Source organism: Sungkyunkwania multivorans, assembly GCF_042675645.1.
GTDB classification, from domain to species: Bacteria; Bacteroidota; Bacteroidia; order Flavobacteriales; family Flavobacteriaceae; genus Sungkyunkwania; species Sungkyunkwania multivorans.
The window spans coordinates 14,074-29,234 of the sequence record NZ_JBHTJH010000008.1; the positions used below are offsets into that span (position 1 = coordinate 14,074).

Below are 15,161 nucleotides of genomic sequence, written 5' to 3' on the forward strand. Positions count from 1 at the left end.
ACTCCGACCTGAGGTTGAAGGCGATCCTGATCCTGCTGCAGTTCAAACAGAAGCTCCCTTTCCTGAAGGTCTTTGGGCATTTACATCTCATATTGTCATTGTAATTGTTGATCAAATTGGTCGAGTAGCAGGTAACGATCCTACCGCGAAATGAACACTGCTCGAGGCCTGTGCAAGAGCGCTTCCAGGGCTTCCACTTCATTGTTTAGCTATAACCCTTACTCGTATGACCAGGTGGGGTTCCTTTCAACGCCCGGCCAAAGTCTTGGCTGTTATTAACTCGGTGGCAGCCATCCGATCAAGCAACCCGGCATGCTTCTAAAAAGAAACTTTCAAAGTGTACCGTTTAAGTAGTTGCTTACTTCCTCACTTGCTATATTTTCTGAGATCGAACAGTCACGTTAATGTTGATCTTCCTTTTGAATGCAGAGTTGGGCATACCTGATCAATGTGTTTGTTGGCAGATCTCGCCAACTTGCCATAGTTTCTCGTTTTGCCTTGGTTAAAAGTCGTATACCGATCTCCGCAGTATCTTCATATTCGCTATCCGCTGGATAAAGTGATTCGATGTGACCAATTGCTTCTTCGGGTTTCATTATTTCTACGGTTATTGGTTAATGCTATTATTCTTATATTCGTTATATGCTAAAGAAATTCACCCTCATACTAATTTTACTTTTGATTATTGTATATTGGGCCTATCAGATATTCAGCTATAAATCCTCTGATTTTGATTCAGTCTCCGGATTCGTTATTAATGGTGTTTTGCTCTGTATTTCTGTGTTCTTAATTTTAAACTCACTTTCGGCATTGAAAAAATTATTCAACAAAGAAGAATAGTAGAGTTCTATATTCGACGGTTATTCTCCATACATTTCTTTGCAGCCAGCTTCGTGTTGAACTTCAATGTTATCTTTTTATTCATCTTGAGCAGTTGATATCTGTTTAAATTGCTTCGGAGGAATATCGCGCCGCCGCCTCGGTTATATAGTTCCCGATCTGACCCTTGAATGCCTCGGACAACAGCTTCTTCTTGTCTATGAAATTGAAGAGCTGGTCAAAACTGATCGTTCCCTTCATATATTGCACGATCTTGGCAAATACCTGGTTCTGTTCCTTGATCCGTCTATTATGGAATTGGGCGTTGTGGTCCTGTCTCTTCTTCCGCTCGGCCTTTCGCTTGTCATTCTGTTGTAATTGCCTTAGCCATTGTTTGGTATGGGCAAAGGCATTATGTGCAGTATTGTGCTTGTTGAAGTACGTTTGGGGGTTGGACCTGAGGACGAAATCGCCGTTCCGTATCGTTTTCTTGGCCCTACTGAGTCTGTATGCAATGTTGATGAACTCCCTTAGAAGGTCCTGCTTGTTGGGGATGCTGCCATTGTTCGTCCTGAAATAATCGTCCATGAGGATGTCGTAGGTATTGAACCAGCAACCGGTGTAGATGGTACGTCCGGCGAATAGCGATGCACAGATCCTCAGTACCTCCTGCACCAGCAGCACCTTGAACATCTCCTTGCTCAGTACGCCGATGTTGACCTCTGTCCTCAACATCGCCTGGCTGAGATCACGAAGGTGGTTGTCGTGCCTTCCCTCGAATAGTTCTGACACCAGCTCGTTTCGGTCAACGATCCTGGCACGCAGATTCTCGGACAGCCTCATTCTGTGGCCGGATCTCGGCGCCGCCCCCTGGTTTGCCTTTTTTGGATCCTCGATCTTCTTGGTGTTCTTGTAAATGTTGCCAACGGCGACCGAGAGAATTGGAGCCAAGGGCGACTCCTTATCAAGGCAATGGTTATCAACATTGCCTTTTATTTCATTATTACCTTTAAAAGGTACTTGTACACTATCTTTATCATGCAAACTTTGCATGATATTAATAGAGGAGAGATCCTTGGTGTCGTTGATGACCAGGAGCATGGGGTTGATTTGGAATGTCAATGGGCTCCTACTTCCATGATTCTGATAGTTGACGATCGCCCCGGTCTCGGCCAGTCTATAGATGTAGCTGCTGACGGTCCTGGGGCAGACGATGAACAGTCTGGCATTGTTGAGACGCCTGGATGCTTGGTACCTTGTGTTGAAGCTGATCTCTTGCACGGGTCTAATGGTGGGTTGGCCATGGCTCAACAACTTGCAGTTCTTTCTAGTGAGTTGCTCGTGGTATATTAGGATCAAGGCGTTGAAGGCTGCCTTGTGGCCGTCCGTTAGCTTTTGATACCTTCTCTTGCGCAACAACGGATGCGGACCGTTGCCGTTCCGTTGCTCCACGATCTGATTGTATTCCAGCAGCGAGATCTTGTCCTTGCCAAGGTCCTTTCTCAACCTCTCTAGTGCCTGGGCGGCCAAGTGCTCCAATTCATTCTCGACGATGTACGTGGTCACCTTTTCGTTGTATTCCGCCACCTTGGCGTTCTTTTTGTGCCGCTCGGCATTGTAGGCATCTGCGAACACCCTATAGTTCTGAAGGGTGAGGGACCGTTCCCTACGAGGTATGCTTGGCAGACTAACGACATCCGGGCCACGTTTGGAGACCGTTGTGGGTCCGTTGCTAGATTGCATCGTACTGGGGATCGGGTTCACGATGTAGTTTTCCTGTGGATTCATGAGCTAGTGGTTTTGTTCAACGTTTGATCGTATGAAAAGGGAACATCGGTCTTGGATGGTTGTGCTTTGTTGTGCATGAGCTGTGGTCTAAAAGGATATTTTTGAGAGACCAGGCCAAATAACCAACCAAACTGCCTTCGCGGCATTCACCTGGCCTCTCGTTTTACTTCTTTGATGACCGCCGGGGACGTTGCGTCCCCTTGCGATCATGCTATCAATCAATAACTGCTGTCATCGATCATCTTGGTGCGTTCTTGTCAATGGTATGTCCATAGCTCGCCTCTTTCGATGGCGATGCGTCTCACTTCTCCCCGCATGATCTTGTATTTGCCTGAGACCATGATCTTCTGCATATCGTCCACTTTTTGCTTTATGATGTTGTTGACCTGAACCCGCTGTATATTGCCCCATAGTTGCCCCTTCACGATCTCACTTACCGTCAATGCCTTCTTTCTCAACAGTCCCTTTTGTAGGCGCTCCAGACGCACATGTTCATTATGAAAGTGATCTAGGGTCGTTGGTGGTGGTGTGAAGTTTCGGAAGTTCGTTCGGTGACCGACACCATTGGTCGTTGCATGGTGGTTGCTTGTGGATGTTGCTTGCACCATCTGTGCAAATACCGCCTTCTGGTCCTTGTCCAGAAGTGAGTAGATCTCATGCACGGTATTTGCGGTGATGGCTCCCATCAGCTATGTACTTGACCGGTTGGTGGCGAGGACGGGACTTGAACCCACGACCTTTGGGCAATGGGCCCAACAAGCTGCCAACTGCGCTACCTCGCGATTTGAAATGATGGTATTTTTGGCTATTTTTGTCATACTTCAGTTATTATGCTTTCTGCATGATAATTGTGGTTTTAAAAGGAAGGTAGGGAGCTTGGTCGCTTCCTACCGTTTTTTTGTAATGGCCTGGCAATGGCGTTGTGGTCTAAAAGGATGCACCATTTTATCGGTGAGGTGCGGTGGTGCAACATTTTTGCTCCGTGCCCGTTTCAATGATGGAACGAAAGCAACATTGCTGCAACTGTTAAAGAACGTTTCAAAAAAAAAGGCAACGCGCTTTAAATTGTCGATTTAAACGTTGCCTCGGTTTACCAGAAAAAATGCAAAACCTAATTTTTTTTATGGTTCAATTGTTCTGGTTTGGAACAATGCCGTACATTGTTTCTCACTAAATCGACAAGTACAAATATATAGTTGAAATCATAATAAAAAAAATTAAAACGAACTAAATAAATCTTAATAAGAATATTTTATCTCATATTCTGGTAAATACGCGGCTTTGTCCTTATATATTTTTTATTTATGAAAGATTACCTTTTGATAAATCTATCTTATGTTAGAAAGCGCATAGGAGTCACACAGACTGAATTAGCAAAGGATTTGAATACTTCACAAAGTCAAGTAGGAAAATACGAAAAGGGCAATCCAAAACCCCCTATTGAATATATATTGGCGTTTTGTGAGCGCTTCGGAATTTCCCCCAATGATCTTTTGTTGAAGGACTTAAGGAGAGAACCTTATATAATTGAGGTAGACCTGTCTGAACAACAGAATGCAGAGAAGTCAATGGCCACGGCCGTTAAGGTACCTGGCCTTGATTCCTATTCCACCTCGCAGATAATGAACTTTATAGTGAAGAACCTGGACCGATTCAAAGAGGATCCTGTCTATAAGCTGTTCGTAGAATCGGAGATAAACGAATGGAGGATCCAGGAGCTGAAAAAGGAGCGCGAACGCCTACTAGAACATAAAAACAAAAAGGAGGAAAGCAATTAGCCACTGAAATCTATGTCCAAGTTCAATTTTAGGACGAAATTATCAATCTCAAGTTTTTTCACCACTTCATTTTGCTTACGTATCTTGCGCCTTAGGCGCTTGAGCAACTCTCTTTCACCTATATCACTATTCTCGTCCTCGTTCTCCAAATAGGCGTGCTGCAACGCCTCTAATTGCCGCATAGTCTGACTGTCGGAAAGTTGACCGCTATCGAACTTGTCCTTCAGGTTACGGACCTTTTCCAATAGCTGATCGAAGTTCATTGTTTGGCTTCTTTTTTGTTAATACCGGCCTTTATGGCCAGATCACCGAACTCTTCCAAAAACGCTATCTGGCTATTGCGCCTTTTGAACGCAAGGCGAAAAGCAAATTGGATGAATATCATGAGGCAGAAGAATATAAAGACACAGCCAATTGCATAGACATGTAGTAGGGCATCGTCCAACTTTATGGTAGGGTCAAAGACCCATATCATCTGTATGGCGTAGAAATAGACAGGGATGCAGTATGAGAGCTTGTGTGCCCTCAACAACGCCCCGAGCGTCAAAAGCATCGGAGATACACTCTGTGTAAAGACCCAAATGAAGGTTTGGGTGTCCTTGAATCCGAAATTGTTGTCGAACTCGAAATAAAAGACCTTGTCCAGGAACAGAATCGCACCGGACAAGGCAATTATTAGGGAGGCAAAGGCGCTAGTCGCCTCCCTGCTCACCGGGTCTTTCGACCTTTGTTCTATCGACATTGTATAGCTCAAAAATTTCTTGATCATCTTCATTGGTTTCTGTGCATGATTGAAGTGCGATAAGAGAGACAACAGCTACGAAAGCGATTAGGATTGTTTTCGTCTTCATTTGAGATAATTTTAAGGTTTTTACACCTCTAATTTACTTCATAAACCCTACAATCTATGTATTGTAACTATCTATTTATCAATTATTTGATCTTGCTTGGGAAAAATGGTTGGGGCCTTTGAAGTTAGTCAATAATGATCAAAATGCATTATGGAAAAACCATAATTCTTCTAAGGTTTTGACCCTATTATTTTTGAAGTAAGTTGGCCTAAGAACGACGCTAAATGACCTTGTTCTGAGCGAGTAATTTGACTAGGTAGTGGCATTACAGTCGCGGCAATAATTTATCACTAAGACATTAATTTCAAAATACTGAAAGCAATAGTTATTGTAATTCCCAGTATCCATGTTACGATTTTAATCTTCTGGTTGGTGTCAAGTGAAGACCAAGAAAAAGAATGATAATTAAAGCTCATTCTTTCAAAAAGATTTAGCTTGATAAACAATCTATGCTCCTTGAAAAACATTTTTAATAGCATTTCTTCAGGCATTCTGAATTGTGTTGATTCAGGATGCACTTTAATTGTCGATTCTTCATAAATATTTAGGTTGGGTAGTTTTATCTCATGAGTATATTCGAGGTTTTTGGTCTTTCTTGTATAGCTATCAATCTTGATAAGATCAGGTTTAAAATTAAATTCCTTGAATACTTTATATTCGGGTTTTTTAGGTTTCATTTTTATTGATTTCAGAATCGCATTCGTTCTTTCGTCTGGTATATCCAAATAGTGAACAGACCTTATTTTACCTAGCTTAATTACCACATACTCATTTAGATGTGTTTTACGTTTAGGTTCGAAGTATAATTTTTTCTTCATAATTAGTATAAAAGTACACTAAAATTCGTTTTTTGTGAAAGACATGCAGCCACCGCATTAACTACAAGTATCTATCCATTGGTAAGCATCATAACCCTTCTAATGCAACTACCGAAACTTTGGTGAGGATCAAGGACTCTTTCGGTCAATGACATTTAGATTTGTAGCATGAGACGCAAATACACTAATATTTTCGGAGAGTTCATCGACCTTGGGGGAGGGAATCGGGTTTCTCCGTTTCAGTTCAGACGATTTATGAACATTGTCTACTTGGAAGGAAAGATCGAAGCCATGGCCACCGTAAAGGAGCGATATAAGAACACAGAATACCATGATCGGCTGAATATGGATTTATTTAAAGCTCAACGCCAGTTAACAGATCTAACCCAGAACCAGGACCCGGACTCACTTTTGAAAGAAATGGTTAACTTGTCTCATAAATAAACCTAACTGAATTGAGCAATGTGTTACCACGTATCTAACAAGAGGAGTGCCCGAGAGATGGAGGACGCTTTCGATGCGCGCTTTGAAGATCCAGGAGTCTATCAGCCATTTTTCCATATGAGCGGATTTGAACACGGTTATCTGTATGGAATCATCCAAGAAGATGCCAGTTTAATTGAACCAATGCGATGGGGGTTCGTAGAGATGCAAGCTGCGAATGACGCCTATTATGATCATCGTATCGAAGAAGTGGAAGATATCGAGGGATACTGGAGAAAGAAAGGAGGCTACTCGCTGAACGGACAAGCGGAGCGTGTATTCGATTACTACGTCACTGCGGAGGCCATCCGTCACCGAAGATGTATCATCCCCGTCACGGGGTTCTATGAGTCGCGGCATGTCGGGAAGAACAAATATCCTTACCATATTGGCCCTAAGGATTTTCCTTATTTGGCACTGGCGGGTATTTACAATGAGTACGATACCGGGTTCTTCACCTGCAAGATCCTAACGGCACCGGCCAATCCTTTGATGGAAGAGATTCACAACAGCAAGAAGCGACAACCGGTGATGCTACATCCCGACAATTGGCAAAGATACCTGGAAAGCTCATTGAGCGATCAGCAAATCAGGGAGGTATTATTTACTGATACCAACCAGGAGCTGGAGGCGTACACCGTGACCAAGAATGTCACGAATAGCAGGGTTCATTCCAACACTGCCAAGAGCGTGGAAAGGTTAGAGTATCCGGAACTTTCAAAAGGACTTTTTTGATGAGTAAAGATATCAATGAGATTTTGACTGCACAATATTCAACTTCTTTACCGTGGTCCACATTAGCTTTTTTAGGGAAAAACAAAATAATTAATCGAACATACATTTATCTTTTTTTGGTTCCAGCTATTGCGAAATTTTTATCTCAAATAGAATCACCATTGAAAATCGCCTTAAATGACTACTTATTTGTTCTAGTAATTGAACTTCCGTTTAGCTGGAAACTCTTTTTTCTTTGCGCCTTGTTATTCACTGCAGGTTCTATTTTGTTCAATTTATTTTGCCCACAAATTATTAAAGAAAATGTATCCTTTTCTGATTTTCGTGACAGCGGCAAAGATGCCTCCCATTTAGAAAGTTATGGGGAAAATGTTGGTATAGATTATAAATTTTATTTTGAGCGAAAAGGGCTAAAAGATTATCACCAGCACATAGAAGAATTTAACTCCCGACTTGCGCTTTCATTTATTAAAAACCATCCATTTTTAGAAACATTTCATAAGTTACCGTTTATAGAACAACCAAAGATCGTGATATTCAATCAAATTCAATGGCTAATGAGTAGAACAGAATCTTATACGGAACAGGATGTTAAGTTGGTTTTTTGGGAATTGCACAAGTATGCAAATTTTCATTTTAACCGAATAAAGATTGCCATTTTTATCTTATACTTTTTAGGACTTATTTGTTTGGGTATCGTAATTCTTCAAGGAGCCTATGCAGTTTGGGCTTTATAACATGAATTTTATTATTATTAGACATCAACAATGGATTTTAAAATGTCTGTAATCTCTTGATGAAACTTCATTGTCTTACAATAAATTACTATTATTTTTATTGTACTGAGTTGATTCTTATTTTTCATCTGTTACCTACGGACAAAAACGACTTGCAAGTTCTCCTAAAAATGATAGTCGAATCCGAAGATTATGAGTCGGCTTGTATTATAAGAGATTTGATAAATGATTAATGACTTCTTGATTATGTGATTACTTTAATTAGCGATTCATCCCTTTCCTTTTCGCTAAACTTATCTTTGTACACTGTGTCAATATCACTCCTTTCATGCCCCATCAGCTCGCGGATAATATCAACATCGATACGCTCAAATTTTGCCAATGTCGCAAAGGTGTGTCGCATCACATTTACCGTCAATACTCCACCTTTTGGCTCCACCTCGATACCAAGCCTTTTCTGTGCGAGCTCGATCGATCGGTTCATGCTGCGTCTAAAGGTCCGGTATCCAAGATCGTCCTTTCGCCAGGGAAAAAGATATTCTCCTGGTTCCCTATATTTATCGATCAAAACCTTGGCCTTATCACAGACCAATACATCAAAGTCATATGCACGAGCTCCGAGCTTACTTCGCCGAAGATACATGCGGCCATTCACATATTGTGACGATTTTAGATGATAGATGTCTTTGAGATTCTGGCCACCCAAATAGAACTGAAGCAACAATAGGTCAACATAACGCTGCATCACATGATAGGGCAGCTTAGCTTCTTCCAACTTCCGGATACCCTCTTTTGATAGATACAGGTTCCGCACTCGTCTTCTCGGTATGGGAAGGTTCTTAAAGGCTCCATGAAAAGGTTTGTTGTCCGCCAGATCGGCGTTCATTATCATCGCATGAGAATATATTACGCTCAGCGCAGCGATGTAGTTTCTGATCGTCTTGTTCTTGTTCCCCATGGCCTTTCTGGCCTGGGAAAACTTTGCTAGGAATTGAGGGGTTACATGCGCAGCATCGATGTCCTCGGAAAAGTTTCTCCACTGTATCATGCAGTTGGAGATCCAGAAGGCGTACGAATCTCTGTTCTGATCTTCCAGTCTACGTACGAGGTCTTCAGCAACCTTGAACATATTACTGCCTCCTGGTGCCCTTTTATTGAGTAATTTTTTGATGCCGATATGTACATCATCCAACTCTATAAAGCTTTGCATGCCGGCACGAGTTTTCAGGTCCATGATCTTAACGTACAGATATTCGTAATCAAAGTGGGAGGGAAGTGGAATCGATTTGAGCTGGTCCCAATCCTTTTCATTGGATTTGCCGATGGTCTCACGTTTCGTCTTTCCCTTGTGGGTCACCACCAACTTGATGGGGTAGCGGCCATCGATTTCACCATCGGATTTGTAGAGCTTGATGCTGGCTTTCATCGTAAATTATCGTACAATTATCGTACAAAACTTAACGTAAAGTAAGCAATATTTAACGATAATCATCAATTTTTACGATCAAAATATTTGGTTCTATGCAACAAAAAACCCCTGTAAATCCTTTATTTACAGGGGTTTTTACTCTAGTGACCTCGGCAGGATTCAAACCTGCAACCTTCTGAGCCGTAATCAGATGCGCTATTCAGTTGCGCCACGAGGCCGATTCAATAATCTTCTGCGGGCGAGCCCGCCGAAGCGAAATGCCTTCGCGTTTTTGCGTAGGCGGGTGCAAATATATTTGTTTTTAAAATAAGAGCAAAGCGCTCGCGCCAAAAAATGTAATTTTTATCTGCTTACCTCAGTCCAAGGCATTGGTGGTAACATAATAGCGCCAACCGACAATGGCCAATTGCCATTTCTTTGCTTTACTCAAGTCCAATCTTCTTTTGGTAAATGATGGTAGCAAGAGCTTGTTCAGCTTAGCCAAAAATGTGAACCACGATTTTTTCATTTTGCTAGATTGTTCAAACAAAGATAATCGAATAAAAAAACTCGCCAAACAAGGCGAGTTCTTCGGACTAAGTTAAATATGAGGCTTAACTTTTCTTCTTTAACAAGCTTTCTTTCTTGGTAGTCACAATGAGAGCGCCATCTTCAGCTTTTTCTCCAAATAGCGTTACTGCCTTTTCGCCTTTGTAGATATTTAACTCATCAATGGTCTCAGGGTCTAGTTTGCGAAGTTTTTCTAAGGAAGATGGCTCGCCATCAATTTGAACAAAGATGTTGTCATTCTTATTGTTTAATCCATTTGTTTTGAAGAGCCAAGTTCCACTTCTTTTAATGATTATTTTTTCGTCATCTTCCTCATTTTCTTCTTCCTCTTCATTCTCCTCCTCTTCCTCGATGATGACATCGTTAATTTCATCCTTTATAACTTTGATGACCTCAATCTTTCCATCGCCTCCTTTTTTTCGGATCACTTTGATGTCCATGTCTTCTAGCGCATCCTCGTCCACTTCTTTACCGTTCATGTAAACCTTCTCTTCACCATTCTCGCTAATGACCTTTATTTTTTTAACATCATCGTCAACATCGATATGGATTTTTTTCTTATGCTTCTTATGTTGATGCTCTTTATGCTTGTGTGATTTGCCGCTACTGATATTTACTTTTTGCGCCTCTGCATCGAAAGTGATATAGATGGGGTCAATCGGAGCATCATCATCAACAGAAACTATAGCGTTAGAGCTACTGCCATCACTTTTATATTTCGTTTCTACAGTAATCCTGTTGATCTCATCGTTCTTGTCGTAGCGAAGTTTACTATACTTGAACATCACTCCCTTTTCCTTCAATTCCTTTTTTATTCTTTCTAATTCTGGTTTGGTCGTTTTCTTCGTTATCGTAATTTTAATAATTTTATTTGCCACAAGAACTGGGTCCAAATGCTTGCTGATACCCTTGAAGTCGGTCTTTAGTTTTTTGACCTCTGATGATGTGGACTGTCCACCATTCTTATAGTTCTTCTTAGAATTTTTAGTTTTGAAGTGGATGTAGCCAGAAGGGTCGATGGCACTGTTTTCCTTCAGGATCTCAAAATGAAGATGGGGCCCTGTAGACATCCCCGATGTTCCTACATGACCTATAACGGTTCCTGCATCGATTTTTTGACCAGGGCTAACCGTATAATCCTCGAGATGAAGGTATTTGGTACTAAAACCATTCTGGTGGGTGATCACCACAAAATTCCCGTTTTGTTTCTCATGGGTTGCAATAGATACTGAACCATTGGCACTTGCCATTACAGGAATACCTTTGCTCGCAACAAGGTCGATACCTCGATGTAATTCTATCTTCTTGGTAAAAGGACTCTTCATCTTTCCGTAGCCGGCTGACACTCTTTTGATCTCCGATGCTTTTATGGGACTAATAAAAATAGGGTCGGGCGTTGCTGCCGTATTAACGACGGGAGCCGTAATAGGGTCTAGTGTCGGTGCTATGAATTTTGTAACCTCTCTAGTGTTGAAACTTGCCAAGAAAAATGCCAGTAAGGGTAGCACGATCGCAAATTTCCATTGATGTTGTCTTTTAGACGCTTGTTGATTGATCATAACGATTCGTTTTTTGATTAATGAATTGAAAAAATTGTTGGTGACCACCGTACAGTAATTATTCAGTGACACCTTTAACATGGTATGCTGATAGCTCTTTAGTGAGGCCATTGATGAGGCAGCCTCGCTATCGGCGATGAACTCTAAATTCTGTTGAATACTTTTCTTATATAACCAGGCAAGTGGATTGAACCACTGAAATGCTAAAAACAGCTCCGACAAGATCATATCAATGCTATGCCATTGCTTGCAATGTATCTTTTCGTGAGCAATGATGGCACGAAGTTCCTCCTCGCTGTAGGAGGCAGGATTGTATATGATACGATTGAAAAAGGAGAAGGGAGATAGTTGTTCTTTGATCTCTACAAAGATGAATCCTTCTTTTGTGAATGCTCGCTGTTTTCTTAATAGTTTCCATAATGCTGCGAATTGAAAAAGCATGCGGAAAAAAACAATAAAGACCCCCGAGAGATAAATAGAGAACAATACGGTCCACCAACTAATTGATGTACTTGTTTCTAACGTTTGCTCGCCACTCGCAGTTGCTTCGATGATTTCATCATGTGCAGTTGCGAATGGAACGATAGGTTCACTCTCAATGTAAACATATTGGGTGAAAACAATTAATGGTAGCACTAATGAGGAGGCCAGCCCAATAATCAGAAAATGCCGGTTTTGAGTAAAGAAGGTCTCTTTTCTCAAGAACAACTGATAGGAGAAATAAAAGATGGCCAAGACACCTACAGTTTTTAGCAAATAAATAAAAAATGCCTCCATTAGTCTCTGTTTTCGATTAGTTTGATAATTTCCTTGAGTTCGTCCACACTTATCTTTTCTTCTTTGGCAAAGAAGGATACGACATTCTTGTAATTGCTATTGAAATAGGTGTCTATCGCTTTGCTCATAAAAGGCTTTCTGTATTCTTCACGAGTGACCTTGGGATAATAGCGATGCGTTTTTCCAAAAGCTTCGTGTCCCACAAAACCCTTATCTTCAAGATTCCTGACAATGGTGGAAAGGGTGTTGTAGTGTGGTTTTTCACCTTCATACTCTGATAGCACTTCCTTTACAAATGCTTTTTCCAATTTCCAGAGGATGTTCATTACCTCTTCTTCTTTATTGGTGAGTTTTTCCATAGAGATAGACTAGCGATCATATTCGATGGGTCAAACATACAACGAAAAAAATAGTTATACAACTATAAAAATAGTTATTTAACGAAATTTTTAGTTTTTCGTTGTGGTTAAAGGCATTTCATGCTACAAAGTGTCTTTTAAGGTCGAGTGACCCCTTCTAAAAAGTTGGCAATGGCAGCATTGTACTGTTCAGGTTCTTCGATACATGCGGTATGGCCTGCATTTTCTATATAGACAAGTGTAGCACCCATAATGTTTTGGTGGATAAACTCTGCCTTTGCCGGTACTGTGGCCTTGTCTTCATTCCCTACAAGGATCAAAGTAGGGCAGGAGATATTGCCGAGTTCGGATTCCACACCTTTGCGTTCGATGACACCCGTGACTGCTTTGGTAATGCTTTTTTTGTTATTGGTAAGCGCTGTGGCCCATTCGCTCATTTCATCGTCTCTATCGGGGTCATTTAAGAAGGTTTCCCCAAACATGATCTTCATTACTGGTTTTTCCACACTTTTCACTCCGAAGAACTTCACCATCGTTTTCAGCAAGTTGTACTTAAAGGTAAAGGGTTCTGGTTGGGCCGAGGTTTCCATAAGGATCAAGGATTTCACTAGGTCGGGTCGTCTGGCCGCTAGGCGCATCGCAACAAATCCACCCATCGATAGTCCTCCGAAATGTACAGGTCCAACGTTCAACCTCTCTATCAGCATCACGGTATCCTCATAGAGTTGATCCATATCATAGCCATTTTTTGTAACCTCGGTCCTTCCTTGTCCACGATGATCATAGGTGATCACTCTATAATTCACTTTGAAGTGTTCTACCTGTTTGTGAAACATCTTTCCGCTCCAAAGAAGGCCATGAGAAAGCATAATGGTTTCCTCACCGCGACCCTGAATTTCGTAATAGTACTGACAGTCGTTAATCGTAATGGTTGGCATACTGGGTTGGTTTGTCTTCAAATATATTAAATTCCAAAGGAGCAGCGCACCTGTTCTACCCATCTTACGTCTTATAGAACATTCATAATTCATATTTGAACATTCATCATTCAATATCCTATCTTTGCCAACTGAATTGACCGATCCATGTTGTCACTTTCCGATTACACCAAAGAATTCAAGTATAATCTAAAACTGGCCTTTCCAGTAATGGCCGGAATGATTGGTCATACACTGGTGCAATTCTTTGACAATATCATGGTAGGGCAACTTGGAACAGCAGAATTGGCAGCAGTGTCTCTCGGCAACAGCTTCCTTTTTATCGCGATGAGTATCGGTATCGGTTTTTCTACCGCCATCACACCCTTGGTTGCCGAAGCCGATGGGGAAGGACATACCGAAAAAGGAAAGCAGGCCTTTAAACATGGCTTATTCTTGTGTACCGTACTGGGAGTTTTACTCTTCGCATTGGTCTATTTTGCGAAGCCCTTAATGTACTTTATGGACCAGCCCGAAGAGGTGGTAGCCTTTGCGAAGCCCTATTTGGATCTGGTGGCGCTTTCTATGGTACCACTGATCATGTTTCAAGCATTGAAGCAGTTTGCCGATGGACTTTCGGAAACCAAGTATCCCATGTACGCCACGCTGTTGGCCAATGTGGTGAATGTAACACTCAATTATTTGTTGATCTTCGGAAAGTTTGGCTTTCCACAGCTGGGCATCGTAGGGGCTGCTTTGGGAACCTTGGCCTCAAGAGTGATCATGCTCATTTTTCTATGGCTTATATTTCAGCGTAAAAAGAAATTTCATCCCTTTGTGAAGCAGTTGAATTTTCGCATCATTAAGAGCAACATCCTAAAGAAGATCATCAATCTAGGTTTTCCTTCGGCATTGCAGATGTTCTTTGAGGTAGCCATTTTCACCGCGGCGATCTGGTTATCTGGCATCTTGGGCAAGAATCCTCAGGCGGCGAACCAGATCGCACTGAATCTAGCTTCCATGACCTTCATGGTGGCAACAGGCTTAAGTGTCGCTGCCATGGTCCGTGTTGGAAATCAGAAAGGGCTGAGGAATTTTAAGGAATTAAGGCGTATCGCCTTTTCGGTCTTCTTTTTGGCCATTCTGATCGAAGTGGTCTTCGCGATCTTTTTTATGGTGTTCAACCAGCAGTTGCCAAAGATCTATGTAGATCTCGATGACGCCAAGAATTTTGCAGATAATACCGAAGTGATCGGCATCGCGGCCAAGTTATTGATCGTCGCTGCCTTGTTTCAGATATCCGATGGAATACAAGTGGTGGTCTTGGGCGCGCTTCGTGGATTACAAGATGTGAAGATCCCTACATGGATCTGCTTCGTGGCCTATTGGCTCATCGGCTTTCCACTGAGTTTGTATCTGGGCCTTTTTACCGAATGGAAGAGCACTGGAATTTGGGTCGGACTCTTGGCAGGACTCACCGCTTCGGCCATAATGTTGTATATTCGATTCGATATTTTGACCAAAAAACTGATTGCCTCAAAGGTTCAAGTTCAATAACTAAA

At 41.7% G+C, this 15,161-nt stretch carries 17 protein-coding genes and 2 tRNA genes; 6 read left to right on the forward strand and 13 right to left on the reverse strand.

Annotated features, from left to right (window positions below; translation table 11 throughout):
* Positions 1-401 precede the first annotated feature (401 nt).
* Both ACFQ1M_RS09835 and ACFQ1M_RS09840 read right to left on the reverse strand, forming a co-directional pair.
* Positions 402-596 carry a hypothetical protein gene (locus tag ACFQ1M_RS09835; protein WP_386407632.1) on the reverse strand — a complete coding sequence of 65 codons (195 nt, stop codon included), beginning with the start codon at positions 594-596 and terminating at the stop codon, positions 402-404.
* A gap of 349 nt (positions 597-945) precedes the next feature.
* Positions 946-1,872, reverse strand: a complete 927-nt coding sequence (locus ACFQ1M_RS09840) for a hypothetical protein (protein ID WP_386407635.1) — start codon at positions 1,870-1,872, stop codon at positions 946-948.
* Here ACFQ1M_RS09840 and ACFQ1M_RS09845 point away from each other — a divergent pair.
* The gene (locus tag ACFQ1M_RS09845; RefSeq protein ID WP_386407638.1) at positions 1,858-2,172 is read left to right on the forward strand and encodes a hypothetical protein; all 315 of its coding nucleotides are present in this window, start codon (positions 1,858-1,860) and stop codon (positions 2,170-2,172) included. The two genes, ACFQ1M_RS09840 and ACFQ1M_RS09845, sit on opposite strands and share 15 nt — an antisense overlap.
* Before the next feature lie 692 nt (positions 2,173-2,864).
* Here the strand turns inward: ACFQ1M_RS09845 and ACFQ1M_RS09850 are convergent.
* Positions 2,865-3,293 (reverse strand): hypothetical protein, encoded by a 429-nt coding sequence (locus tag ACFQ1M_RS09850; RefSeq protein ID WP_386407641.1) that lies wholly within the window; start codon positions 3,291-3,293, stop codon positions 2,865-2,867.
* Between the two features lie 20 nt (positions 3,294-3,313).
* A tRNA-Met gene (locus ACFQ1M_RS09855) sits at positions 3,314-3,389 on the reverse strand.
* A gap of 522 nt (positions 3,390-3,911) precedes the next feature.
* On the opposite strand from ACFQ1M_RS09855, the gene ACFQ1M_RS09860 reads away from it, so the two are divergent.
* Positions 3,912-4,385, forward strand: a complete 474-nt coding sequence (locus tag ACFQ1M_RS09860; RefSeq protein WP_386407643.1) for a helix-turn-helix domain-containing protein — start codon at positions 3,912-3,914, stop codon at positions 4,383-4,385.
* Here the strand turns inward: ACFQ1M_RS09860 and ACFQ1M_RS09865 are convergent.
* From ACFQ1M_RS09865 to ACFQ1M_RS09875, 3 genes are all read right to left on the reverse strand, one after another.
* Complete coding sequence (locus ACFQ1M_RS09865) at positions 4,382-4,648, reverse strand: hypothetical protein (RefSeq protein ID WP_386407646.1); 267 nt, start codon at positions 4,646-4,648, stop codon at positions 4,382-4,384. The two genes, ACFQ1M_RS09860 and ACFQ1M_RS09865, sit on opposite strands and share 4 nt — an antisense overlap.
* The gene (locus ACFQ1M_RS09870) at positions 4,645-5,154 is read right to left on the reverse strand and encodes a hypothetical protein (protein ID WP_386407649.1); all 510 of its coding nucleotides are present in this window, start codon (positions 5,152-5,154) and stop codon (positions 4,645-4,647) included. Before ACFQ1M_RS09870 ends, ACFQ1M_RS09865 begins: the two co-directional genes overlap by 4 nt.
* A 372-nt stretch (positions 5,155-5,526) precedes the next feature.
* Positions 5,527-6,054: a hypothetical protein gene (locus tag ACFQ1M_RS09875; RefSeq protein ID WP_386407652.1), complete on the reverse strand. Its 528-nt coding sequence runs from the start codon at positions 6,052-6,054 to the stop codon at positions 5,527-5,529.
* A 168-nt stretch (positions 6,055-6,222) separates the two neighbouring features.
* Here ACFQ1M_RS09875 and ACFQ1M_RS09880 point away from each other — a divergent pair, with 168 nt between their 5' ends.
* The 3 genes from ACFQ1M_RS09880 to ACFQ1M_RS09890 are packed head-to-tail and all read left to right on the forward strand — an operon-like array spanning position 6,223 to position 8,009.
* Positions 6,223-6,498: a hypothetical protein gene (locus ACFQ1M_RS09880; RefSeq protein ID WP_386407655.1), complete on the forward strand. Its 276-nt coding sequence runs from the start codon at positions 6,223-6,225 to the stop codon at positions 6,496-6,498.
* A gap of 18 nt (positions 6,499-6,516) precedes the next feature.
* The gene (locus tag ACFQ1M_RS09885) at positions 6,517-7,272 is read left to right on the forward strand and encodes an SOS response-associated peptidase (protein WP_386407658.1); all 756 of its coding nucleotides are present in this window, start codon (positions 6,517-6,519) and stop codon (positions 7,270-7,272) included.
* The gene (locus ACFQ1M_RS09890; RefSeq protein ID WP_386407661.1) at positions 7,272-8,009 is read left to right on the forward strand and encodes a hypothetical protein; all 738 of its coding nucleotides are present in this window, start codon (positions 7,272-7,274) and stop codon (positions 8,007-8,009) included. Before ACFQ1M_RS09885 ends, ACFQ1M_RS09890 begins: the two co-directional genes overlap by 1 nt.
* A 244-nt stretch (positions 8,010-8,253) precedes the next feature.
* On the opposite strand, the gene ACFQ1M_RS09895 is transcribed toward ACFQ1M_RS09890, so the two are convergent.
* From ACFQ1M_RS09895 to ACFQ1M_RS09920, 6 genes are all read right to left on the reverse strand, one after another.
* On the reverse strand, positions 8,254-9,435 hold the full coding sequence (locus tag ACFQ1M_RS09895; protein ID WP_386407664.1) for a tyrosine-type recombinase/integrase: 1,182 nt from the start codon (positions 9,433-9,435) through the stop codon (positions 8,254-8,256).
* A gap of 147 nt (positions 9,436-9,582) precedes the next feature.
* A tRNA-Arg gene (locus ACFQ1M_RS09900) sits at positions 9,583-9,656 on the reverse strand.
* A gap of 137 nt (positions 9,657-9,793) precedes the next feature.
* Positions 9,794-9,946 carry an SsrA-binding protein gene (locus ACFQ1M_RS09905; RefSeq protein ID WP_386407667.1) on the reverse strand — a complete coding sequence of 51 codons (153 nt, stop codon included), beginning with the start codon at positions 9,944-9,946 and terminating at the stop codon, positions 9,794-9,796.
* Positions 9,947-10,031: 85 nt separating this feature from the next.
* Positions 10,032-12,323 (reverse strand): peptidoglycan DD-metalloendopeptidase family protein, encoded by a 2,292-nt coding sequence (locus tag ACFQ1M_RS09910; RefSeq protein WP_386407670.1) that lies wholly within the window; start codon positions 12,321-12,323, stop codon positions 10,032-10,034.
* A complete protein-coding gene (locus ACFQ1M_RS09915; protein WP_386407673.1) occupies positions 12,323-12,682 on the reverse strand; it encodes a BlaI/MecI/CopY family transcriptional regulator in 360 nt (119 codons plus the stop codon). Before ACFQ1M_RS09915 ends, ACFQ1M_RS09910 begins: the two co-directional genes overlap by 1 nt.
* Positions 12,683-12,819: 137 nt before the next feature.
* Positions 12,820-13,620, reverse strand: coding sequence for an alpha/beta fold hydrolase (locus tag ACFQ1M_RS09920; RefSeq protein ID WP_386407676.1), 801 nt, complete (start codon positions 13,618-13,620; stop codon positions 12,820-12,822).
* Between the two features lie 150 nt (positions 13,621-13,770).
* On the opposite strand from ACFQ1M_RS09920, the gene ACFQ1M_RS09925 reads away from it, so the two are divergent.
* Positions 13,771-15,156, forward strand: coding sequence for an MATE family efflux transporter (locus ACFQ1M_RS09925; RefSeq protein ID WP_386407749.1), 1,386 nt, complete (start codon positions 13,771-13,773; stop codon positions 15,154-15,156).
* The last annotated feature ends 5 nt before the right edge of the window (positions 15,157-15,161 follow it).

Bases quoted from the DNA above. Each gene is read 5' to 3' on its own strand.
- ACFQ1M_RS09835 (WP_386407632.1), bottom strand. From the start codon at position 596: ATGAAACCCGAAGAAGCAATTGGTCACATCGAATCACTTTATCCAGCG.
- ACFQ1M_RS09845 (WP_386407638.1), top strand. From the start codon at position 1,858: ATGCAAACTTTGCATGATATTAATAGAGGAGAGATCCTTGGTGTCGTT.
- ACFQ1M_RS09840 (WP_386407635.1), bottom strand. From the start codon at position 1,872: ATGCAAAGTTTGCATGATAAAGATAGTGTACAAGTACCTTTTAAAGGT.
- ACFQ1M_RS09850 (WP_386407641.1), bottom strand. From the start codon at position 3,293: ATGGGAGCCATCACCGCAAATACCGTGCATGAGATCTACTCACTTCTG.
- ACFQ1M_RS09860 (WP_386407643.1), top strand. From the start codon at position 3,912: ATGAAAGATTACCTTTTGATAAATCTATCTTATGTTAGAAAGCGCATA.
- ACFQ1M_RS09865 (WP_386407646.1), bottom strand. From the start codon at position 4,648: ATGAACTTCGATCAGCTATTGGAAAAGGTCCGTAACCTGAAGGACAAG.
- ACFQ1M_RS09870 (WP_386407649.1), bottom strand. From the start codon at position 5,154: ATGATCAAGAAATTTTTGAGCTATACAATGTCGATAGAACAAAGGTCG.
- ACFQ1M_RS09875 (WP_386407652.1), bottom strand. From the start codon at position 6,054: ATGAAGAAAAAATTATACTTCGAACCTAAACGTAAAACACATCTAAAT.
- ACFQ1M_RS09880 (WP_386407655.1), top strand. From the start codon at position 6,223: ATGAGACGCAAATACACTAATATTTTCGGAGAGTTCATCGACCTTGGG.
- ACFQ1M_RS09885 (WP_386407658.1), top strand. From the start codon at position 6,517: ATGTGTTACCACGTATCTAACAAGAGGAGTGCCCGAGAGATGGAGGAC.
- ACFQ1M_RS09890 (WP_386407661.1), top strand. From the start codon at position 7,272: ATGAGTAAAGATATCAATGAGATTTTGACTGCACAATATTCAACTTCT.
- ACFQ1M_RS09895 (WP_386407664.1), bottom strand. From the start codon at position 9,435: ATGAAAGCCAGCATCAAGCTCTACAAATCCGATGGTGAAATCGATGGC.
- ACFQ1M_RS09905 (WP_386407667.1), bottom strand. From the start codon at position 9,946: ATGAAAAAATCGTGGTTCACATTTTTGGCTAAGCTGAACAAGCTCTTG.
- ACFQ1M_RS09910 (WP_386407670.1), bottom strand. From the start codon at position 12,323: ATGGAGGCATTTTTTATTTATTTGCTAAAAACTGTAGGTGTCTTGGCC.
- ACFQ1M_RS09915 (WP_386407673.1), bottom strand. From the start codon at position 12,682: ATGGAAAAACTCACCAATAAAGAAGAAGAGGTAATGAACATCCTCTGG.
- ACFQ1M_RS09920 (WP_386407676.1), bottom strand. From the start codon at position 13,620: ATGCCAACCATTACGATTAACGACTGTCAGTACTATTACGAAATTCAG.